Source organism: Collimonas fungivorans Ter331 (genome assembly GCF_000221045.1).
Lineage (GTDB): Bacteria > Pseudomonadota > Gammaproteobacteria > Burkholderiales > Burkholderiaceae_D > Collimonas > Collimonas fungivorans_A.
The window spans coordinates 2,526,577-2,546,202 of record NC_015856.1 but is presented as its reverse complement, the minus strand read 5'-3'; the positions used below and the strand labels follow the sequence as shown (position 1 = coordinate 2,546,202).

Here is a 19,626-nt window from a genome sequence, read left to right as displayed (position 1 = left end):
TCATCCAGCAAGGAAACCCCTATGTCCAGCACTTTGAATCCCTACCAGCAGCCAATCGGCGCACCGTTGCCTGACTGGAGCGCCCGCGCGCGTCCGCCGCACAACGCTGCTATCGAAGGACGCTACTGCCGCCTCGAGCCGCTGGATGCGCAGCGCCACGCCGCCGACCTGTATGCTGCCTACAGCCAGGCGGAGGATGGCCGCGACTGGACCTACATGTCGGTCGGCCCGTTCGCCGACGCCGCCAGCTACCGCACATATGCCGAGCAGGCAGCAGCCAGCAGCGATCCGTTGCACTATGCGGTGATCGAGCGCAAGACGGGAAACGCGGTCGGCACCTTGTCGCTGATGCGGATCGACCCGGCCAACGGCGTCATCGAAGTCGGCTTCGTGGCGTTTTCTCCCTTGCTGAAACGCACGCCGGTTTCCACCGAGGCCCAGTACCTGCTGATGAAACACGCCTTCGACGCACTCGGTTACCGGCGCTACGAATGGAAATGCGACAGCCTGAACGGACCTTCGCGCCAGGCCGCCGCGCGCCTTGGTTTCCAGTTCGAGGGCATCTTCCGCCAGGCCATCGTCTACAAGGGACGTTCGCGCGACACAGCGTGGTTCTCCATCATCGACAGCGAATGGCCCGGACTGCGCAGCGCCTTTGAAAAATGGCTGGCCCCGGAGAATTTCGATGGGCAAGGGCAGCAGCGTACATCGTTGACAGCACTGCGCAAGGTTGAGCCGGCGACCACTTAGTTTCCGCTTTTCCCCGCTCATCCACTATAGAATGTTGGGCACGGCCCTGGCGTCGCTTTGCTGCCAGGCCGCTGCCGACAACGTCCCTTTCCTCAGCACTGGAGACCCTGCACATGAAATCCAATCCCCTGGCCAAGTCGCTGCTTGCAACGGCATTCGTCCTTTGTTTTTCCTGCGCGCAAGCCGCTTCGCTAGCCCCGGCCGCCGCCGAAAACGGCATGGTGGTCACGGCTCAGCACCTGGCCACCCGTGTCGGCGTCGATGTGTTGAAGGATGGCGGTAATGCGGTCGATGCGGCGGTGGCGGTCGGTTATGCGCTGGCGGTGGTGTACCCGGCCGCGGGCAATATCGGCGGCGGCGGTTTCATGACCATCCAGCTGGCCGACGGCCGCAAGACTTTCCTCGATTTCCGCGAAAAAGCGCCGCTGGCGGCCACCGCCAACATGTATCTCGACCAGAACGGCAACGTGGTCCCCAACCTGAGCACCAAGGGCCACCTGGCGGTCGGCGTGCCGGGAACGGTGTCCGGCATGGAGCTGGCGCTGAGCAAATACGGCACGATGAAGCGCGCCACGGTGATCGCGCCGGCCATCAAGTACGCCGAAGAAGGTTTTGTGCTGGACCAGGGCGATGTCGACATGCTGGACACCACGACCGAGATGTTCAAGAAAGACGCGGCCGACTCGGGCGCCATTTTCCTGAACAAAGGCGAGCCGTTCCGCGTCGGCCAGAAGCTGGTGCAAAAGGACCTGGCAAAGACCTTGCGCGAGATCAGCGCCAAGGGCAGCGACGGCTTCTACAAGGGCTGGGTGGCGCAAGCTATCGTCGCCTCCAGCCAGGCCGGCAAGGGCATCATCACCCAGCCCGATCTCGACCAGTACAAAACCCGCGAACTGGCGCCGGTCGAATGCGACTACCGCGGCTACCACGTAGTTTCGGCGCCGCCGCCGAGCTCGGGCGGCGTGGTCATCTGCGAGATCATGAACATCCTCGAGGGTTATCCGATGCAAAACCTCGGTTTCCGCTCGGCGCAGGCGATGCATTACCAGATCGAAGCGATGCGCCATGCCTATGTCGACCGCAACAGCTACCTGGGCGATCCCGACTACGTGAAGAACCCGCTGGCGCGCCTGCTCGACAAAGCTTATGCGACCAAGATCCGCAGCGCCATCGATCCGCACAAGGCCGGCGTATCGCAGGACATCAAGCCTGGCGTCGAACCGCATGAAGGCAGCAACACCACCCATTATTCGATCGTCGACAAATGGGGCAATGCGGTGTCGGTCACCTACACGCTGAACGACTGGTTCGGCGCCGGCGTCATGGCCAGCAAGACCGGCATCATGCTCAACGACGAGATGGACGATTTCACGGCCAAGATCGGCGTGCCCAACATGTACGGCCTGGTGCAGGGCGAAGCCAACGCCATCGCTCCCGGCAAACGTCCGCTGTCGTCGATGAGCCCGACCATCGTCACCAAGGACGGCAAGACCGTCATGGTGGTCGGCACGCCTGGCGGCAGCCGCATCATCACAGCGACCTTGCTGACCATGCTGAACGTGATCGACTACGGCATGAATATCCAGGAAGCAGTCGATGCGCCGCGTTTCCACCAGCAGTGGCTGCCGGAAGCGACCAATCTTGAACCGTACACCCTCAGCCCTGATACCCAGAAGATCCTCGAAGGCTGGGGCCAGAAGTTCACCGTGCCGCAACCGTTCAACCATGTCGCCGCGATCCTGGTCGGGGCGCCGTCGCTGGGCGGCAAGCCGGTCGGCAAGAACCGTTTCTACGGCGCCAACGATCCACGCCGCAACTCGGGGCTTGCGCTGGGTTATTGATTGATTAATTAATGTGCAGCCCCGCCAGGGGCTGCTTCTGCAGGATGGACCAATGATGTCACAAGATATACAAGCGCAATACGATGCATTCAAGCAGCTCGGCCTCAAGCTCGACATGTCGCGCGGCAAGCCGGCGCCGGAACAGCTAGACCTGTCCAGCACCTTGCTGCAGCAGCTCGAGGGTTTTACTGCGGCGGACGGCACCGACACGCGCAACTACGGCATCGCCAGCGGCCTGCCCGAAGTGCGTGCCTTGTTCGCCAGCCTGCTCGATGTGCCTGCCGGGCAAGTGGTAGTGGACGGCAACGCCAGCCTGGCGCTGATGCACGACGCCATCGTGTTTTGCCTGCTGTACGGGATTGCCGGCCAAACGCCGTGGAGCCAACAGCAGCCGGTGACTTTCCTGTGCCCGGTGCCAGGCTACGACCGCCATTTCTCGATCTGCCAGTCGCTCGGCATCAAGATGGTCAGCGTGCCGCTGAACGACGATGGCCCGGACATGGAACTGGTTGAAAGACTGGTTGCTGCCGACGCCAGCATCAAGGGCATGTGGTGTGTGCCCAAATACAGCAATCCTTCCGGAACTATCTACTCGGCCGAGGTGGTGCAACGCCTGGCGGCCATGAAGACCGCGGCGCCGGATTTCCTGCTGCTGTGGGACGACGCTTACCGCCTGCATCACCTGAGCGAGCAGAAGCACAGCACCATCAATGTGCTGGAAGCTTGCGAACGCGCCGGCAACCCGGAGCGCGCCATCGTTTTTGCCTCGACCTCCAAGATCACGCTGGCAGGCTCCGGCCTGGCTGCTTTGGCTTCATCGCCCGCCAACATCGCCTGGTGGCAGCGCAACACCTCGGTGCGCACCATCGGCCCGGACAAGGTCAACCAGTTGCGGCACGTGCGTTTCCTGAAAGACCGCGCCAATGTCGAAGCGCTGATGGGGCGCCACCGCCAGCTGCTGAAACCGAAGTTCGACGCCGTGCTTGCGCAATTCGACGCCTATCTTGGCGATAGCGAAGGGGTGTCCTGGACCCGGCCGCTCGGCGGCTATTTCATCGATCTCGTCACGCCGCCGGGCTGCGCCAAACGGACTATCGCGCTGGCGAAAGAACTGGGCATCACGCTGACGTCTGCCGGCGCAGCTTTTCCCTACGGCAATGATGTCGAGGACCGGCACATCCGCATCGCTCCCAGTTTCCCGTCGCTGGACGAAATTTCCCAGGCGGCCAAGGGGATTGCGCTGGCGCTCAGGGTCGCCGCGGGTTCGGGAGCGGCTTAAGGCAGATGGAAGCGGCGGCGGTTCGCCGCAATTTGCCAGGCGGTTTGGCGCCGGTTACAAATTATTTGCACTGATAAGTTTACTTTTTCCTCATTTAAACTACACTGTGTAGTGTAATTGTTTTACCATGGCAGGGAATCGTCAACTAACCGGCAACAGGATAAGCAGCATGGCAAGCGAAACGTTCACAACTCTCGATACCAATATTCCCCCAACGTCATCGCAGCGGCGCGACGGCAAGTTCAGGAATCAGCTTCCCAAGCACAAAAACGGCTTGTGGAAGACCTTGCAGATCCTGTGGCGTTTTGCCGTCAGCAAACCGGCCGGCACGGTGCCGGCCAAGCCCATTCCGGTGCAGGCGATCAGCCGCGAGCAACTGCTGGCGGCGCCGGACCGATCGCTGTTCCGCCTGGGACATTCGACCATGCTGCTGAAACTGGGCGGCGAGTTCTGGCTGACCGACCCGGTGTTTTCCGAGCGCGCCTCTCCTTTCCAGTGGATCGGCCCCAAGCGCTTCCACCAGCCGCCGATCAGCATCGCCGAGCTGCCTCCGATCAGGGGCGTGATCCTGTCGCACGACCACTACGATCACCTGGACCATGACGCCATCCTGCAACTGGCCGGCAAGGCAGAGCATTTCCTGACGCCGCTGGGAGTAGGGGATACGCTGGTCAAATGGGGCGTGCCGGCGGAAAAGATACAACAGCTGGACTGGTGGCAAAGCACCCGGGTAAGTGGCCTGCAGCTGGTGGCCACGCCGGCGCGCCACTTTTCGGGGCGCGGCCTGAGCGACGGCAATCGTACGTTGTGGGCGTCCTGGGTAATACTGGATGGCGACCTGCGGCTGTTCTTCAGCGGCGACAGCGGCTATTTCGGTGGCTTCAAGGAAATCGGCGAGCGCTACGGCCCATTCGACCTGACCATGATAGAAACCGGGGCCTACAACCTTGACTGGCCGGATGTGCACATGCAGCCGGAACAGACCCTGCAAGCCCACCTGGACCTGGGCGGCAAGCATCTGCTGCCGGTGCATAACGGCACTTTCGACCTGGCCTTGCATGTCTGGCAGGATCCGTTCGAGCGCATCGTCGCGCTGGCCGAACAGCACGGCGTGCCGGTCAGCACGCCGCAGATGGGCGAGCAGCTCAGCCTCGCCACGCCACAGGCCGGAAGCCGCTGGTGGCGGGAGCAGCTTGGCTGATCTTGTTGCATTGCATGCGGTGCCATTTAAAGTAAATTATTTGAAGTAAAATATTAAAAGTAATAGGTTTAAAATAAAACATAACTAGTTGATTTATATATTTAATTAAATCAGACTGTTAATAAAGTACCTTCCTAGACAGTCTCGTTATCTGTTTCAGTGGGTATGGAACTTGCTGGCAAATCCAGGCAAAGTGACGGCCGAGTAATGCATATGTTTCCCGACGTGCAGACATTGTGCAATAGTCGCTTTGCCGTTCCAGAAACTTTCCCAGGATAACCAGCAGGAGCCATATGAAATACGTACCGACAGCTTCATTGTTTGCCGCAGCCGCACTGATTACGGGTTGCGCCAGCCAGCCGGCATCCTCCGGCGCGGCGCATTACCCGGGTCTCAAGACGCTCGACGGCAATCCGCCGCTGGTGATCGGCCACCGTGGGCTGGCCGGCCTGTATCCGGAAGAAATCATTGCAGGCTACCAGGCAGCGATCGCCGCCGGCACCGATTCGCTGGAGATGGACCTGATGTCGTCCAGCGACGGCGTGCTGTTCGTCTGCCACAACCCATTCCTGAGCGACACCACCGATGTCGCCAGCCATCCTGAATTCGCATCGCGCAAGAAATCGCGCACGGTCGACGGCGTGGCCGTGCCGCCGGACTGGTATATCAGCGACTTCACGGCTGCCGAACTGAAAACCCTGCGCGTCAAGCAGCCGATCGCCGTCCGCAGCCACCAGTACGACGGCAAGTATCCGATGGCGACATTCCAGGAAGTCATCGACCTCGCCAAAGCCACACGCGCCGCCAATCCCGGCAGCACCCTGACGATCTATCCGGAAACCAAGAACCCGATCTACCAACGCGCGCTGGGCGTGCCGCTGGAAGAAAAACTGCTGGCGATGCTGATCAAGGAAGGCTGGAACACCCATGATTCCCCGGTGTTCGTGCAGTCGTTCGAACCGGAAAGCCTGAAGCTGATGCGCCGCCTCGGCCTGAAAACCAAGGTGGTCCAGCTGATGGACGGCGACGGCACCGATTTCAAGACCGGCGTCATGACCTATGGCTCTCCGGACACGGCCAAACCTTTTTCCTGGCTGCAAAAAGGCGATTCGCGCACCTTCGCGGCAATGGCGACGCCTGAAGGCTTGGCTGAAATCAAGACCTATGCCGACGGCATCGGTCCGTGGAAACTTTACATACTGCCGCCGCAGGGCGTGGACGCCGCCGGCAATGCGGTGAAGAAGCTGTCGGATGCATCCAACATGGCGCCGACAAACCTGATTCCCGATGCGCACCGGCTGGGTCTGTTTGTGCATCCGTTCACCTACCGCGACGAACCGGCGCGCCTGACTCGCAGCTATAACGGCGATCCGAAAGCGGAGTACAAGGCCTATTTCGAGCTGGGCGTGGATGGCGTGTTTACCGACTTCACCCCGACTGCCAGGGCAGCGCTGAACGAATGGCTGGCGATAAAGCAAGCCAGGTAATCCAGGTATTTGGTAGGGTGGGCACGGTTTTTGTGCCCACGCTGTTGATGCACGTGGGCACAAAAACCGTGCCCACCCTACATGCAGCGCTTGAGTAAACACCGTTCCCCGGGCTCTATTTTTCTTTACTTGAGCCCGGCGCCAGGAAACGCTTGATCAGCGTGCTCAGCATTTCCAGCTTCTTTTTCATGTCGAGTTCCGGATCGCGCATCGTCATGTTGCCGACACCTTCCATTGCCCCCAGCAAAATGGCGGCGGCCAGGTCTGGATCCAGGGCCTGGTCGATCTGCCCGCGTTTCTGGGCTGTTTCCAGGAGGGTGGCGAGCATGCCGCGAATTTTCGCCGAGTGTTTGTTGACGATTTCCGCCATGGCGGGATTGCGGCCGGCTTCGGCCAGCATGTCCACATGCAGCTGTTTTTTGGCGCGCATGTCGATCTGATGCTGCTGCATGTTGCAGCTCTGGCTGTTGGCTTGCTCGATCTCGGCGATCAGGCCTTCGATCGGGTTGTCGCTTTTCATCAAGTGGTTGAAACGTTGTTCCGCATGCTCGAGGCCGGTTGCGGCCATGGCCTCGATGATCGCTTCCTTGCTGGCGAAGTAGTGATAAAGGTGGCCGGCGCTGATTTTCGCTTCGGAACAGATGCTTGAAATGCTGGCGCCGCGGAACCCGTCCTTGGCAAAGCAGCGGCCTGCGGCTTCGAGGATGTCGCGCCGCTTTTGCTCATGTTTTACCGGGTCGATTTTGCGCACGGCGCCTCCTTAAAACCAAAAAGATACAAAATAGAGCGATCAATCTAACATAAATTGACGGCGGCGCATTCCTGCATATAATAGATAGAATGTTCGATCTATTATATGATTTATTAAATGAGATCAATCGGACAAAACCCAGCAAGCCCGAATAAAGCAGGAATGGATTGCATCGAATATGCCAAAAATGAGAATGTTTGCCGCCGTAGCGGCAGTTGCCCTGGTCCTGAGCGCATGTGCGACCCAGCCAGCCTATTCGCCGCCCAAGCCGCCGGTTCCCGCCGACTGGGAAAACAGTCCGCATCCCGGAAAAGCAAGCGCAGTCGCTGCGAGCGGGCAGTGGTGGACGCAATTGGGCGACCAGGCCATCGACAGCCTGATCGCATCGGCGTTTGCCGACAATCCGACCCTGGCCCAGGCAGTCGCCAGGGTCGACCAGGCCAAAGCCGCAGCCGGCGTAGCCAATGCGCAGCGCCTGCCTGCGGTTAACGGCAACGCAAACGCCACGCGTGCGCAGACACAGAACACTCTGGGCGGCGGCTCTGCCACCATGCTCGAGAGTTCCTCGTCGATCGGCGCCGATTTCAGCTGGGAAATCGACCTATGGGGACGCATCCGCGAGTCCGTGACCGCCGCGCAGCGGCGCCTGGATGCGCGCACGGCGGATGCCCAGGGCGCCCGCCTGTCGCTGGCGGCACAAGTGGCCAACAACAGTCTTTCCCTGCGCGCCTGCGCTTATTCGCTGCAGGTGCGCGATGCCGACATCGCTTCGCGCGAAACCGAACTGCTCCTCACGCGCAAGCGGCGTGCGGTAGGTTATATCGCGCCCTCGGCGGAATTCAGCGCACTGACCAACCTGGCCAACGCCCGCACCGCGCGCATCAGCCAGCAGGAACAGTGCACACGCAGCGTCGATGCGCTGGTAGCGCTGACCGGACAGCCGGCGGCAGCGGTGCGGCGCCTGTTATTGCCGGTATCGCCGGCGGCAGCCAGCGCCGATCCGCGGGAAAGCAGCGCGATCCTGGACGATGTCGCGCATGTCATGCCGACTCCGCCGGCCATGCAGCCGGCGCTGCCGGCGACGGTGCTGCGCGACCATCCTAGCCTGGTATCGGCCGAGCGCTCGCTGGCTGCGGCCTGGTCGGATATCGGCGTGGCGCGCGCGCAGCGGCTGCCGACCATCAGCCTTAGTGCGATGCTGTCGGGGAATTGGCTGCGCGCCGCCGGCAATTCGGTCAATTTCACCAGCTGGTCGGCCGGGCCGGGATTGACCGTTCCTTTATTCGATGGCGGCGCCGGCGCGGCCAATGTGGATGCCGCCACCGGACGCTACCGGGAAGCGGCCGCGACATTGCAGGCAACCTTACGCACCGTCGTGCAGAACGTCGAGGATGCGCTGGCCTTCCAGACTTCGGCCGAAGACCGTGTGAAATCTTCGCAGGATGCGGTCGATGCCGCCCAGCTCAGTTTCCGCGCCAGCCAGGCGCAGTGGCGGGCCGGGGCCATCAGCATGTTCGAGCTGGAAGACATCCGGCGCCAGCGCCAGACCGCCGAAGAAAATTTCATCGCCGCCAAACGCGACCAGGGCCAGGCTTGGATCAGCCTGATGCAAGCCACCGGGCAAATCGACAGCCCGGGCTAATACCGCACCTAACTGTACGGCCGCCTTCACAACCATACGATAGCAATACACCAGGAAACCTTAATCATGAATGCCTCCGAACCATTGGCCGTACTTGATAAAACCTCTGCCAAATCCTCCCCGCGGCGCAAGGGCCTCGCCATTGCCATCGCGGTTGCCTTTGTCGCGGTAGCGGCCACCGCCGGCGTCACCATGATGGTGAAATCCGGCAAGGCTGAAGCCAAGCCGGTCCAGACCACGCCGGCGCTGACAGTGACGCTCGCCAGGCCGGCCCAGGCTAGCTGGGCCGAGACCCTGAACGCATCCGGCGCCGTTGCGCCGTGGCAGGAAGCGATCATCGGCAGCCAGATCGGCGGCTACCAGCTGGACCAGGTGCGGGTCAATGTCGGCGACCGCGTCAAGAAAGGCCAGGTCCTGGCGCGCCTCAATCCAGACCTGCTGCGTGCCGAAGAAGCGCAGCTGGTCGCCGCTTACGAGCAGGCCGAAGCCAACGCCAAGCGCGCAATCTCGCTGCAGGGAAGCGGCGGCATCAGCGACCAGGACGTGCTGCAATCGACCACGCTGGCCAAGACGGCGCGCGCGCAGCTGGCGTTCAAGCAGCTGCAGCTGCGTTATACCGATGTGCTTGCGCCCGACGACGGTGTCATCAGCTCGCGTTCCGCTACCCCCGGTTCGGTGGTGTCGACCGGACAGGAATTGTTCAGGATGATATTAAAAGGACGCCTGGAGTGGCGCGGCGAAGTGACAGCGGAACAGCTGGCCCGCATTGCGAGCAGCCAGCAGGTGGCGCTGGCGCTGCCGGGCGGCGGCACGGCGTCTGCCGTGGTGCCGCAAACCGCGCCCTCACTGGACAGCGGCTCGCGGCTCGGGCTGGTGTATGCCGATATCGCCGACGGCCAGCCGGTGCGGGCCGGCATGTATGCAAACGGATCGATCGCACTCAGCCCGACCCATGCGCTGACGGTGCCGGCGCAAACATCGTCATTCGCGACGGCCATACTTATGTGCTCAAGTTCAAGGATGACGGCAGCAATAAGGTGGAACGGCTGGCGGTGGTCACAGGACGCCGCCAGGGCACCGACATCGAGGTCGTCAAAGGCATTGCGCCATCGGACCAGGTGGTGGTGCTCGGCGCCGGCTTCCTTAACGAAGGCGATACCGTGCGGGTTGCCAGTGCGGATGCAAGTGCCGGCGCCGCGCCGGCAGCCAAGGGGGGCAAATGAATTTCGCCACCTGGTCCATCCGCAACCCGATCCCGGCGATCCTGCTGTTCGCTTTGCTGACTATCGCCGGCATCATGGGTTTCCATAAGTTGCCGATCCAGAACCTGCCGGATATCGACCTGCCCACCATCAATGTCACGCTGACGCAGCCCGGCGCCGCGCCGGCGCAGCTGGAAACCGAGGTGGCGCGCAAGGTGGAAGACGCCCTGGCGACCATGAGCGGGCTCAAGCACCTGCGCACCTCGATCACCGACGGCCAGGTGCAGATCACGGTGGAATTCGTGCTTGAGAAGAATCTCTCGGACGCCCTGATCGACACCAAGAATTCAGTCGACAGCGTACGCTCGCAGTTGCCGACCGACCTGCAGCAGCCGACCGTCAGCGCCGTCACCGTCGGCGGCGATGCGGTGCTGGTGTACGCCATCGCCGCCGACATGGGCGAAGAAGCGCTGTCCTGGTTTGTCGACGACACCGTTGGCAAGGCGATCCTGGCAGTGCCGGGCATCGGCCGCATAGACCGGGTCGGCGGCCTGACGCGCCAGGTGCGCGTCGCGGTCGATCCGGTGCGCATGGCGGCGCAGGGCGTGACTGCGGTCGACGTCTCCCAGGCGTTGCGCAACATGCAGCAGGAATCGTCGGGCGGGCGCGGGCAGTTTGGCCAGGAAGAACAATCGGCGCGGGTGATCGCTACGGTGCACCAGGCCTCGGAGCTGGCGGCGTTCCCGATCACGCTGGCCAATGGCCGCAAGCTCAGGCTGGACCAGATCGCCACCATCAGCGACGCCAGCGCCGAGCGCGCCCAGATTGCCTTGTTGGACGGCAAGCCGGTGGTCGGCTTCAAGGTGTTCCGCGCCAAGGGTTACGACGAAACCGTGATTGCGAAAAACGTCGGCGCGGCGCTGGAGAAGCTGCAAGCCAGCAACCGCACCTTGAAGTTCACGCGGATTTCGGGAACCGTCGGCTACACCAAGGAGCAGTACGAAGGCTCGATGGACATGCTGTACGAAGGCTCGATCCTGGCGGTGCTGGTGGTCTGGTGGTTCCTGCGCGACTGGCGCGCGACCCTGGTTGCGGCCTCGGCGCTGCCCTTGTCGATCCTGCCTGCCTTCGCCGCCATGGCGTGGTTCGGCTTTTCCCTGAATACCCTGACCTTGCTGGCGCTGGCGGTGATCGTCGGCATCCTGGTGGACGACGCGATTGTCGAAATCGAGAATATCGAGCGCCATGCGCATATGGGCAAGCCGATCCTGCAGGCGGCCGGCGACGCGGTCACGGAAATCGCGCTGGCGGTGATGGCCACCACCATGGCCCTGGTCGTGGTGTTCCTGCCGACGGCCATGATGAGCGGCATAGCGGGCCTGTTCTTCAAGCAGTTCGGCTGGACCGCGGTGATCGCCGTCCTCACTTCGCTGCTGGTGGCGCGTATCCTGACGCCGATGATGGCTGCCTACCTGCTGAAGTCCAAGCCTGCGGTTGAACAGCAGGATGGACGCATCATGCGCTGGTACCTGCATGCGGTGCGCTGGTGCATGGCGCATCGCAAGACCACCATGCTGGCGGCGACCCTGTTTTTTGTCGGTTCGGTGGCGCTGATTCCATTCATCTCGACCGGTTTGATGCCGCCGGCCGACCGCGGGTATACCACGGTCAATGTCGAACTGCCGCCTGGCAGCTCGTTGCAGAATACGCTGGCGGTAGCCGAACGGGCGCGCGGCGCGCTTGGCAGCGTGGGCGGCATTGATAACATTTTCACCACGGTAGGCGTGTCGCAGGTGGTCGGCGGCGGACAGCTGCAGGCTGGCGAAGTGCGCAACGGATCGCTGACGCTTTCCTTGTCCGATCGCGCCAAACGTCCGCGCCAGACTGAAATCGAGAAAGCGGTGCGGAAGGCCTTGCTGAATGTGCCCGGCGCTCGATTCACAGTGGGTGCGGGCGGCCCCGGCGAGAAAATGCAGCTGATCCTTGCCGGCGACAATGAAAATGCGCTGAAGGCGACCGCCCAGGCGATGGAGCGGCAGCTGCGCGGCGTCGGCAGCTTGGCCAATATCAGCTCTACCGCCAGCCTGGAGCGCCCGGAAATCATCGTGCGGCCGGACCTGCAGCGCGCCAGCGAACTGGGGGTGTCGACCGCCGCTATCGGCCAGGTGGTGCGGATCGCCACGGCCGGCGATTTTTCGGCAAACCTGGCCAAGCTGAACCTCGACAACCGGCAGGTCGATATCAATGTCAGCGTACCGGATACCGACCGCCAGGACGTGACCACGTTTGCCAACCTGCATGTGCTTGGCCGCAACGGCCTGGTGCCGCTTTCTTCGGTGGCGAGCTTGTCGGTGGAAAGCGGACCGTCGAAAATCGAACGTTACGACCGCCGGCGTTACGTCACAGTCAGCGCCGATCTCGGCGGCATGCCGTTGGGCGAAGCCCTGGCGGCGGCGAAAGCGCTGCCGGCGGTCAAGCAGATGCCGTCCAGCGTGCAGCTGATCCAGACCGGCGATGCGGAAATAGCGGCGGAGCTGGGCGCCGGCTTCATGATGGCGATCGTCATCGGCGTGCTGTGCGTGTTTTGCGTGCTGGTGCTGCTGTTCCGCGATTTCCTGCAGCCGGTCACCATCCTGTCGGCGATTCCGCTGTCGCTGGGCGGCGCCTTCCTGGCGCTGCTGATGGCGCGCAGCGAACTGGATATTCCATCGATGATCGGCCTGGTCATGCTGATGGGGATCGTCACCAAGAACTCGATATTGCTGGTCGAATACGCCATCGTCGGCAAGCGCGACCGCGGCATGTCGGTGTTCGAGGCATTGATAGACGCCTGCCACAAGCGGGCCCGGCCGATCGTCATGACTACCGTCGCCATGATCGCCGGCATGGCCCCGATCGCCCTCGGTTTCGGCGCCGACGCCAGCTTCCGGCAGCCGATGGCGGTAGCCGTCATCGGCGGCTTGCTGACCTCGACCGCGCTGAGCTTGCTGGTGGTGCCGGTGGTGTTTACCTACATCGACGAGTTCGAGCATTGGGCCAGAAGGCTGCTGACCCGCAACAGCGACGCCCGGCTCAAGGAAGCAGGCGCAAATACCTGACTATGGTCAGCGTCGCCCAAGCGAATCGGATCAGGCCGTAGCTGCTACGGCTTGAATCTGAGGCCTCCGCCAGGTGTGGTAACGATGACCCTGCCTGGCAAATGGGGAGTCCGGTTTGACCGGCCTTCGCGATAGGTATCTGTCGTCACGGGCATCGGCGGCGGGTTTGCCGATTGCCGCTGCTGTTCATTGGCATAGTGCTGGTTGCGCAGCGATTCGCCTAGCGCGGAAGCAGGCGAATGGCGGCTTCTAAAAGGAGGCGGGATATTCGCACCGTGCAAATTGGCCCGGTATTCGCCTGCATTTTGCCGGACTGCCGGCGTCATGCCATGCTGGGAAAAATCGCAAAAGCCTGTGCCTTTATGCATGGATGAATACGGCGCCCGCAACGGTTCGCTGGGTCCGCCGCTGAATTTCAAGCCATTCGGCGTCACGCCGATTCTGAAGCCGACGCTATTTTCGCTATAGCTTGGCATGTTGCGGCAGTCATCGGTCTCGTCCCGTAGAAAAATCCTGGGTTTGGCCGCATCCGGCGCAGCCTTTCTGATTCGCGACGATAATAGTCTCTCGCGATCGGCTGGCGGCAAGGCATCGAAGGCGCGCCTTGCCTTGGAGCGGCTCAGGCTATCGAAAGTATTCTTGGCTTTGAGGCGGTTTTCAGCGGCAGTAAATTCCGGATCGGCGTCGACAGCCGATGCGGGTGCCGGTCCGGTAAGCAGGCCGGCGACAATGATGGAGCTTGTACGAAACAGGCGAGGCAAGCGTTTTCTCATGGAATTTCCTTAAAACAGTGAGATGTTGGCTGGCGGTACGGCTGGCAAAACTTATCTGGAGCGATCGTTGCGGCTGGACATCTGTAGAGACGTCTGGCGTGCATCGATGCGAAGGATATCCGCGGTGCGGATAAAAATTTACAAGCTGATTTACAGGTAAATTAGCGAGGCTGAACTCTCGCGGTCATTATATTACAGACAAGAATTGTTATCAATTGTGAAAAACAATGTCAGCAGAATTAAAAAATGGGTCGCTTCCAGTGCGACTGTGGCGGCGATCGCGCTGCCGCTGCCAGCGCCGGCTGCTGACCTGACTGTGCTCACCTCCGGCGCATACAAACAGGTTGTTGCAGCCGTGGCGCCGCAGTTCGAGGCCAGCACCGGCAACAAGATCATCCTGCAAAACGATACCGCCGGCGGCATTGCCAAACGCATTGAAGGCGGCGCTGCGTTCGACGTGGCGATCATGACGCCGGACCTGATCGCGCAACTGGTCGCCAGGCAGAAAGCGAACGCTGCCAGCGTGGTGAACCTGGCGCGGGTCGGCATTGGCGCCATGGTGCTGGCCGGCGCGCCGAAGCCGGACATCAGTACCGTGGAGCGTTTCAAGCAGGCTCTGCTCGACGCCAGATCGGTCGCCTACATCGATCCCGCTGCAGGCGGATCCAGCGGGATCTACCTGGCGCAGCTGTTCCGGCAATGGGGAATCGCCGATGAAATCGAGCGCAAGGCGGTGAAGGTGCAGGGCGGCTACGTCGGCGAGCATCTGCTGAACAAAGAAGCGACGCTCGGTTTCCAGCAGATCAGCGAAATCCTAGCAGTCAAAGGCGTGGTTTTAGTTGGCCCGTTGCCGGCCGAGATCCAGAATTTCACCGTCTACACCGCCGCCATCGGCGCCGCCAGCAAGGAACCGGCGGCGGCGCAGGCGTTGCTGGATTTGCTGGCAAGTCCGGAAACGGCGCGGGTACTGCAGGGAAAAGGAATGGAAGCGGTCAAGCCTTAAGCAAATCGATTGCGGTTAACTACAAGGAGCACATCATGCAAGGAAAATTCAGATCGTTGTTGATGTCCGCATTGCTGGCGTCTGCGGCTTTTCACGCCGGCGGCGCCATGGCGCAATCGGTGGCGGCCCCCGCTGCCGGCAATGCGGCCGCCACGCCGGACAATGCGCTGTTGCTGACCGTGTTCTTGAAACACGACCAGTCGCGTCCGCTGGGCGAGTTGAACGCCCAGCTTGCCAAACAGGGGTTTTACAATGCGTTCCCGCCGGCAGGAGTAGAGGTAGTAAGCTGGTATGTAACGATGGGCATCGGACAAGTCATCACGCTGCGCTTGCCCGCCTCGCGCCTGCGCGAGGTAAACCGCGTGCTCGAAGATACGGCCTGGGGCAGCTACAGGACGGAGTTCTATCCTTCCTACGACTATAAAGCGGTAGCGCTGGCTGAACATAGCAAAGCTCAACAGGGACAGGCCGCGCAGTAGTTTTCGAATCGCACACAGCGGCCATGCCTGCACAAACTCAGACTATGTACTATCATTAGTTACATGAGAAGAGACAGCAAACTTTCATCGATCCTCCACGTGCTGCTGCATATGGCGCACGGCGAGCGGCCATTCACCTCCGAAGAACTGGCGGTCTACCTGGACACCAACCCGGTGCTGGTGCGGCGCGTGCTGGCCGGCCTGCGCGAGCGCGGCTACGTCGGTTCCGGCAGGGGCCACGGCGGCGGCTGGACCATCACCTGCGATCTGCACAAAGTGACCTTGCACGATATCTACGAAGCCGTCGGCGCCCCCACCGTGTTTGCGATGGGGCACCGCGCCGATCATCCGGACTGCCTGGTGGAAAAGGTGGTTAACCAATCGTTGTCGAGCGCTTTTGACGCGGCTGAAGCCTTGCTCATCGAGCATTTCAAGGACGTCACGCTGGCCGACCTGTCGGGGCGCTTCAACCTTCAATACAAGAAACACAAGGAAGAAAACTATGCCCACCCGGCATCCAGGAAATGAGTTCGACGCCATCGTCGTCGGCGGCAGCTACGCCGGCCTGTCGGCAGCGCTGCAGCTGGCGCGGGCGCGCCGCCGCGTGCTGGTGATAGACGCCGGCCAGCGCCGCAACCGCTATGCCAGCCATTCGCACGGCTTCCTGACGCAAGACGGCAGCGAGGGATCGGCCATCGCCGCCGCCGGCCGCGCCCAGCTGCTGGCTTACCCCAGCGTTACATGGCGGGACGGCACTGCGGTGGCAGCGGCCGCCAGCGAAGGCGGCTTCCACCTGACGCTGGATAACGGCCAGCTGCTGCAGGCGCGCCGGCTGGTGCTGGCGACCGGGGTAGTCGACGAATTGCCGCAGCTTGAGGGACTGGCCGAACGTTGGGGCCGCAGTGTGTTCAGCTGTCCGTACTGCGACGGTTATGAACTCGATCAAGGCAGCATCGGCGTGCTGGCCACAGGGCCACTATCGATACACCAGGCTTTGATGCTGCCTGACTGGGGCACGACAACGCTGTTTCTCAACGGCGCGTTCGAGCCGGATGAAGAGCAACTGGCCAGCCTGGTCCAGCGCGGCGTGACGATTGAGCGCACGCCGGTGGCGCGCATGGCGGGCAAGGCCGATGTGGTGCTGAGCGACGGCCGCATCCAGTCGATGGCCGGGCTGTTCGTGATGAGTCGGACCCACGCCGCCAATCCGCTGGCAGAGCAGCTGGGCTGCGCTTTTGATGAGGGAATGACCGGCATGTTCATCCGCACCGACATCCAGAAGGCCAGCACCGTGGCCGGCGTCTACTGCTGCGGCGATGCCGCGCGCATGGCTCCCGGCGTGGCGCATGCGGTTGCCGACGGCGTCATGGCGGGCGTGGCAGCGCACCGGTCGCTGATCTTTGGTGCGGTTGCTGCTGCTTAGCGCCTGGAATACTGCGCTGGTGCGCCCGGCCGGGAATTGACGCTGCGGTTTCCTTTGTGTTTCTGGCATAATTGCTCATCGTCAATTTCAAGGCGAACAAATCATGGCCCAGACCAGGCAAGAGGCAGCCAGCAGCTTAGATCACATGCTGTTGGCCAATGTCCTTTCGATATTGGAGCATCAGGTGAGGACGGGCGCACTTTCCTTTAGTGCCGCCTATGATATTTACTTGGCGATTGCGAAAGACCTGCGTGTCGTCTTGTCAACAAAAGAGCTTGAGAGTACGCGACATCAGCTCGAAGCGGCCGAAACCAGGATTCCCGATAGTTAATCGAAGGAAATCAGCCAATGACATTCCGCGCAGTCAACCCGCCTGGAAACAATATCCCCGGAATTTCGCAAGCTGCGATTATCGAGAGCGGAAAACTGCTGCTGCTTTCCGGCCATGTGCCATTCCGGGCGGACGGTTCGATTGCGGGGCCGGAACTCGAGATCCAGCTTGAACAGGTTTTTTCCAATCTGGATGAAACGCTGAAGGCCTCGGGCAGCAGTTTTCGGCATGTGGCGCGCTTGACGATCTACGTCCGCGATTTCCAGCCCGGATTGCTTCCAACCATACGTTCCGTGCGCGATCGCTTCATCGATACGGCACATCCGCCGGCCAGCTCGCTGATCGGCGTGGCGACACTGTTCCATCCGGAGGTGCTGGTCGAGATTGATGCGATCGCGACCATTCCGGCCTGATTTCCGCTCTTGCACAGTGAGGGCAAGCGTGCCGCAGACGAATCATTCAGTGTGCAGCCACCGGGCCGCCGCATCCCCAGTGTCCTGAGGCGTTGTGTTGAAAGCGATGGATGCCTTGGGAGCGGCTTTGTGGACAGTGTTCAGGAGCCTTTCGAAGAGCAGCAGGCTCTTCGGAGGAATGCGGATCCCGCCGCCGATCACCACGCAGTCGTAGGCCGTGCCGGCGAGTTGACGTTCAAGCGCCGCAGCGCCGGATTCGTCCGGCTGCACCAGGCAGAGATCGGCATGCCAGCCGCGCTCTGTCATCTGCTGCATGCCAATACTGATGCCGGCATGGATTTTCTCCGCGTTGAAACCCGGCGGTAAGGCCGGATCCGAGAAATCAACCGTTTCCGGCTGCTGGCCGACGAACAACACCTTTTTGGCATCTTGTGACTGGCTCATTGAATTCTCCTGATTAGATAACAAGGGACTGAAAATTTCCTTTTACATAATTGCATGTGGATAAACATCGCAGCGACGGCCTGGCGGAGGATTTGATTTAAGATCGCCATTGAGAACAAAGACGGGATCGGATAAACATGGCAATTCCACAGGCAAGGCTTTCGGTAGTAGCGCGCGATGAGGTCCATTTACAGTTTACGTTGAAAGAGGGCGCCGACATCGGACAATTTTCACATTTCGCCTGCAGATCCTGACTAGAGCAGCCCTTATCCAACCTTGGGCAAAGTTTACGCATTTATGGCATGGTCGGCAGATCTTCGATCATCCGTGCCCGCAGCCAGCGGCCTTTGCCCCGATAAAATTCTTCCCTCGCGCACCCTGCATGGCGTGCTGCACCATCTCCTGCGCTTCTTTCCCCGAAACGCCATAGTCGGAAAATTCGGTCCCGACTTCGAGCTGGTGCAGAAAGGCGCGTAAACGGTCCACCGCAGTGTTTCGATCGGCATTGAACGCTCTCTGCAGGGCTGCGTCCCTGTCGGGCAGCTCGCCCCATGCCATGCCGAGCACCAAGGGGAGTGTGAACGAGCAGGCTATGCCATGCGGCAATCCATATCGCAGAGTCATCTCGTAAGAAATTGAGTGAGCGAGGGCCGTTTTGGTATTGGAGAATGCCAACCCTGCCTTCATCGCAGCGAGCGCCATGGATGATCGCAGCGTCTTGTTGTCGAGCTCCTTGGCAAGTAACGGCAGGCAAGCCATGATCTCTTGGATCGCCCCGATCGCGAGCGTGTCTGAGATCGGATTGGCATTGACGTTCCAGATCGATTCCAGCGCGTGCGACAACGCATCCAGTCCCGTGGAAACCGTCATTGCCCGGGGAAGGGTAAGCATTAAATCCGGATCGACAATAGCGGCTTTGGGCCAGGTGCAATCCAGGTGCAGCGAATATTTCTTTTTTTTTGCCGCATCCCAGATCGTTGCCCACGGCGTTACTTCGCTGCCGGTGCCGGCGGTCGTGGGGATGGCAATGAGCGTCTTCACCCTGCTTGGCGTAAAAGGCTTGCCGTCGGCAAGCAGGGCCAGCAGCTCATCGAAACTCCCTCCTTCCGTTCCGACCATCAAGGCCTTGGCGGTGTCGATAGCGCTTCCGCCCCCTAACGCCACAACCGTATCGCATGCGTGTTCGTCCCGCCAGAACCGGTTATACATTTCTGCCAGTTGGGAAACGTCCGGGTTGGGGTGAACATTTTCGATGACACACACCAGCTGCTTGCCTAGCAAATCCTCCAGTTTTTTAAGAAGACCCAACGAACGCGCTTCGGGAAAAGTCACCACTGCCACTTTTGCGCCGCTGACGATTCCGGGCAGTTCTTCAAGGCTGCCAGGACCGAAGTGGGTCGCGACGGGGTTGCAGAATCGTTGTGTCATCGGGTCTCCTGTTTAGTGGTCATCAATTTTTAGTGAATTGATTGTCGGCGTGCCTGGGTCATAGCACAAATCGATTATTCT

General features: G+C 61.2%; 17 protein-coding genes and 1 pseudogene. 14 read left to right on the top strand and 4 right to left on the bottom strand.

The window, feature by feature from the left end:
* Positions 1-21: 21 nt before the first annotated feature.
* From CFU_RS11220 to CFU_RS11200, 5 genes and pseudogenes are all read left to right on the top strand, one after another.
* Positions 22-735 (top strand): annotated as a pseudogene (locus CFU_RS11220) (GNAT family N-acetyltransferase); the annotation flags it as partial.
* 233 nt (positions 736-968) lie between these two features.
* Positions 969-2,591 carry a gamma-glutamyltransferase gene (ggt, locus tag CFU_RS11215; RefSeq protein ID WP_238531454.1) on the top strand — a complete coding sequence of 541 codons (1,623 nt, stop codon included), beginning with the start codon at positions 969-971 and terminating at the stop codon, positions 2,589-2,591.
* A gap of 52 nt (positions 2,592-2,643) precedes the next feature.
* On the top strand, positions 2,644-3,870 hold the full coding sequence (locus CFU_RS11210; protein WP_041741782.1) for an aminotransferase class I/II-fold pyridoxal phosphate-dependent enzyme: 1,227 nt from the start codon (positions 2,644-2,646) through the stop codon (positions 3,868-3,870).
* Positions 3,871-4,039: 169 nt separating this feature from the next.
* Positions 4,040-5,071, top strand: coding sequence for an MBL fold metallo-hydrolase (locus CFU_RS11205; protein WP_050808558.1), 1,032 nt, complete (start codon positions 4,040-4,042; stop codon positions 5,069-5,071).
* 293 nt (positions 5,072-5,364) lie between these two features.
* Entirely contained in the window at positions 5,365-6,558 is a 1,194-nt protein-coding gene (locus CFU_RS11200; RefSeq protein WP_014006149.1) for a glycerophosphodiester phosphodiesterase family protein, read from the top strand.
* Between the two features lie 115 nt (positions 6,559-6,673).
* Here CFU_RS11200 and CFU_RS11195 read toward each other — a convergent pair whose 3' ends face one another.
* Positions 6,674-7,309, bottom strand: coding sequence for a TetR/AcrR family transcriptional regulator (locus tag CFU_RS11195; protein WP_014006148.1), 636 nt, complete (start codon positions 7,307-7,309; stop codon positions 6,674-6,676).
* 178 nt (positions 7,310-7,487) lie between these two features.
* On the opposite strand from CFU_RS11195, the gene CFU_RS11190 reads away from it, so the two are divergent.
* The 3 genes from CFU_RS11190 to CFU_RS11180 all read left to right on the top strand — a co-directional run bounded on the left by CFU_RS11190 (position 7,488) and on the right by CFU_RS11180 (position 13,251).
* Entirely contained in the window at positions 7,488-8,951 is a 1,464-nt protein-coding gene (locus CFU_RS11190; RefSeq protein ID WP_014006147.1) for an efflux transporter outer membrane subunit, read from the top strand.
* A gap of 66 nt (positions 8,952-9,017) precedes the next feature.
* The gene (locus CFU_RS11185; RefSeq protein WP_014006146.1) at positions 9,018-10,262 is read left to right on the top strand and encodes an efflux RND transporter periplasmic adaptor subunit; all 1,245 of its coding nucleotides are present in this window, start codon (positions 9,018-9,020) and stop codon (positions 10,260-10,262) included.
* A complete protein-coding gene (locus tag CFU_RS11180; RefSeq protein WP_014006145.1) occupies positions 10,171-13,251 on the top strand; it encodes an efflux RND transporter permease subunit in 3,081 nt (1,026 codons plus the stop codon). The genes CFU_RS11185 and CFU_RS11180 overlap by 92 nt, the downstream gene beginning before the upstream one ends.
* 44 nt (positions 13,252-13,295) lie before the next feature.
* Here the strand turns inward: CFU_RS11180 and CFU_RS11175 are convergent, their stop codons facing one another.
* The gene (locus CFU_RS11175) at positions 13,296-14,024 is read right to left on the bottom strand and encodes a hypothetical protein (RefSeq protein ID WP_014006144.1); all 729 of its coding nucleotides are present in this window, start codon (positions 14,022-14,024) and stop codon (positions 13,296-13,298) included.
* Positions 14,025-14,241: 217 nt separating this feature from the next.
* Here CFU_RS11175 and CFU_RS11170 point away from each other — a divergent pair, with 217 nt between their 5' ends.
* The 6 genes from CFU_RS11170 to CFU_RS11145 all read left to right on the top strand — a co-directional run bounded on the left by CFU_RS11170 (position 14,242) and on the right by CFU_RS11145 (position 17,673).
* Positions 14,242-15,027: a molybdate ABC transporter substrate-binding protein gene (locus CFU_RS11170; RefSeq protein WP_190275245.1), complete on the top strand. Its 786-nt coding sequence runs from the start codon at positions 14,242-14,244 to the stop codon at positions 15,025-15,027.
* Positions 15,028-15,062: 35 nt separating this feature from the next.
* Positions 15,063-15,506, top strand: a complete 444-nt coding sequence (locus CFU_RS11165) for a hypothetical protein (RefSeq protein WP_014006142.1) — start codon at positions 15,063-15,065, stop codon at positions 15,504-15,506.
* A gap of 63 nt (positions 15,507-15,569) precedes the next feature.
* Positions 15,570-16,034 (top strand): Rrf2 family transcriptional regulator, encoded by a 465-nt coding sequence (locus CFU_RS11160; protein WP_014006141.1) that lies wholly within the window; start codon positions 15,570-15,572, stop codon positions 16,032-16,034.
* A complete protein-coding gene (locus tag CFU_RS11155; protein ID WP_014006140.1) occupies positions 16,009-16,929 on the top strand; it encodes an NAD(P)/FAD-dependent oxidoreductase in 921 nt (306 codons plus the stop codon). Before CFU_RS11160 ends, CFU_RS11155 begins: the two co-directional genes overlap by 26 nt.
* 103 nt (positions 16,930-17,032) lie before the next feature.
* Positions 17,033-17,260 carry a hypothetical protein gene (locus tag CFU_RS11150; protein ID WP_041741780.1) on the top strand — a complete coding sequence of 76 codons (228 nt, stop codon included), beginning with the start codon at positions 17,033-17,035 and terminating at the stop codon, positions 17,258-17,260.
* A 17-nt stretch (positions 17,261-17,277) separates the two neighbouring features.
* Entirely contained in the window at positions 17,278-17,673 is a 396-nt protein-coding gene (locus tag CFU_RS11145) for a RidA family protein (RefSeq protein WP_014006139.1), read from the top strand.
* A 42-nt stretch (positions 17,674-17,715) separates the two neighbouring features.
* Here CFU_RS11145 and CFU_RS11140 read toward each other — a convergent pair whose 3' ends face one another.
* Together CFU_RS11140 and psrA are read right to left on the bottom strand one after the other, a co-directional pair.
* Positions 17,716-18,117 (bottom strand): hypothetical protein, encoded by a 402-nt coding sequence (locus CFU_RS11140; protein ID WP_041741778.1) that lies wholly within the window; start codon positions 18,115-18,117, stop codon positions 17,716-17,718.
* A 321-nt stretch (positions 18,118-18,438) separates the two neighbouring features.
* Complete coding sequence (psrA, locus tag CFU_RS11135; protein ID WP_014006137.1) at positions 18,439-19,545, bottom strand: iron-containing alcohol dehydrogenase PsrA; 1,107 nt, start codon at positions 19,543-19,545, stop codon at positions 18,439-18,441.
* Between the last annotated feature and the right edge of the window lie 81 nt (positions 19,546-19,626).

Bases quoted from the DNA above. Each gene is read 5' to 3' on its own strand.
- ggt (WP_238531454.1), top strand. From the start codon at position 969: ATGGTGGTCACGGCTCAGCACCTGGCCACCCGTGTCGGCGTCGATGTG.
- CFU_RS11210 (WP_041741782.1), top strand. From the start codon at position 2,644: ATGATGTCACAAGATATACAAGCGCAATACGATGCATTCAAGCAGCTC.
- CFU_RS11205 (WP_050808558.1), top strand. From the start codon at position 4,040: ATGGCAAGCGAAACGTTCACAACTCTCGATACCAATATTCCCCCAACG.
- CFU_RS11200 (WP_014006149.1), top strand. From the start codon at position 5,365: ATGAAATACGTACCGACAGCTTCATTGTTTGCCGCAGCCGCACTGATT.
- CFU_RS11190 (WP_014006147.1), top strand. From the start codon at position 7,488: ATGCCAAAAATGAGAATGTTTGCCGCCGTAGCGGCAGTTGCCCTGGTC.
- CFU_RS11185 (WP_014006146.1), top strand. From the start codon at position 9,018: ATGAATGCCTCCGAACCATTGGCCGTACTTGATAAAACCTCTGCCAAA.
- CFU_RS11180 (WP_014006145.1), top strand. From the start codon at position 10,171: ATGAATTTCGCCACCTGGTCCATCCGCAACCCGATCCCGGCGATCCTG.
- CFU_RS11175 (WP_014006144.1), bottom strand. From the start codon at position 14,024: ATGAGAAAACGCTTGCCTCGCCTGTTTCGTACAAGCTCCATCATTGTC.
- CFU_RS11165 (WP_014006142.1), top strand. From the start codon at position 15,063: ATGCAAGGAAAATTCAGATCGTTGTTGATGTCCGCATTGCTGGCGTCT.
- CFU_RS11160 (WP_014006141.1), top strand. From the start codon at position 15,570: ATGAGAAGAGACAGCAAACTTTCATCGATCCTCCACGTGCTGCTGCAT.
- CFU_RS11155 (WP_014006140.1), top strand. From the start codon at position 16,009: ATGCCCACCCGGCATCCAGGAAATGAGTTCGACGCCATCGTCGTCGGC.
- CFU_RS11150 (WP_041741780.1), top strand. From the start codon at position 17,033: ATGGCCCAGACCAGGCAAGAGGCAGCCAGCAGCTTAGATCACATGCTG.
- CFU_RS11145 (WP_014006139.1), top strand. From the start codon at position 17,278: ATGACATTCCGCGCAGTCAACCCGCCTGGAAACAATATCCCCGGAATT.
- CFU_RS11140 (WP_041741778.1), bottom strand. From the start codon at position 18,117: ATGAGCCAGTCACAAGATGCCAAAAAGGTGTTGTTCGTCGGCCAGCAG.
- psrA (WP_014006137.1), bottom strand. From the start codon at position 19,545: ATGACACAACGATTCTGCAACCCCGTCGCGACCCACTTCGGTCCTGGC.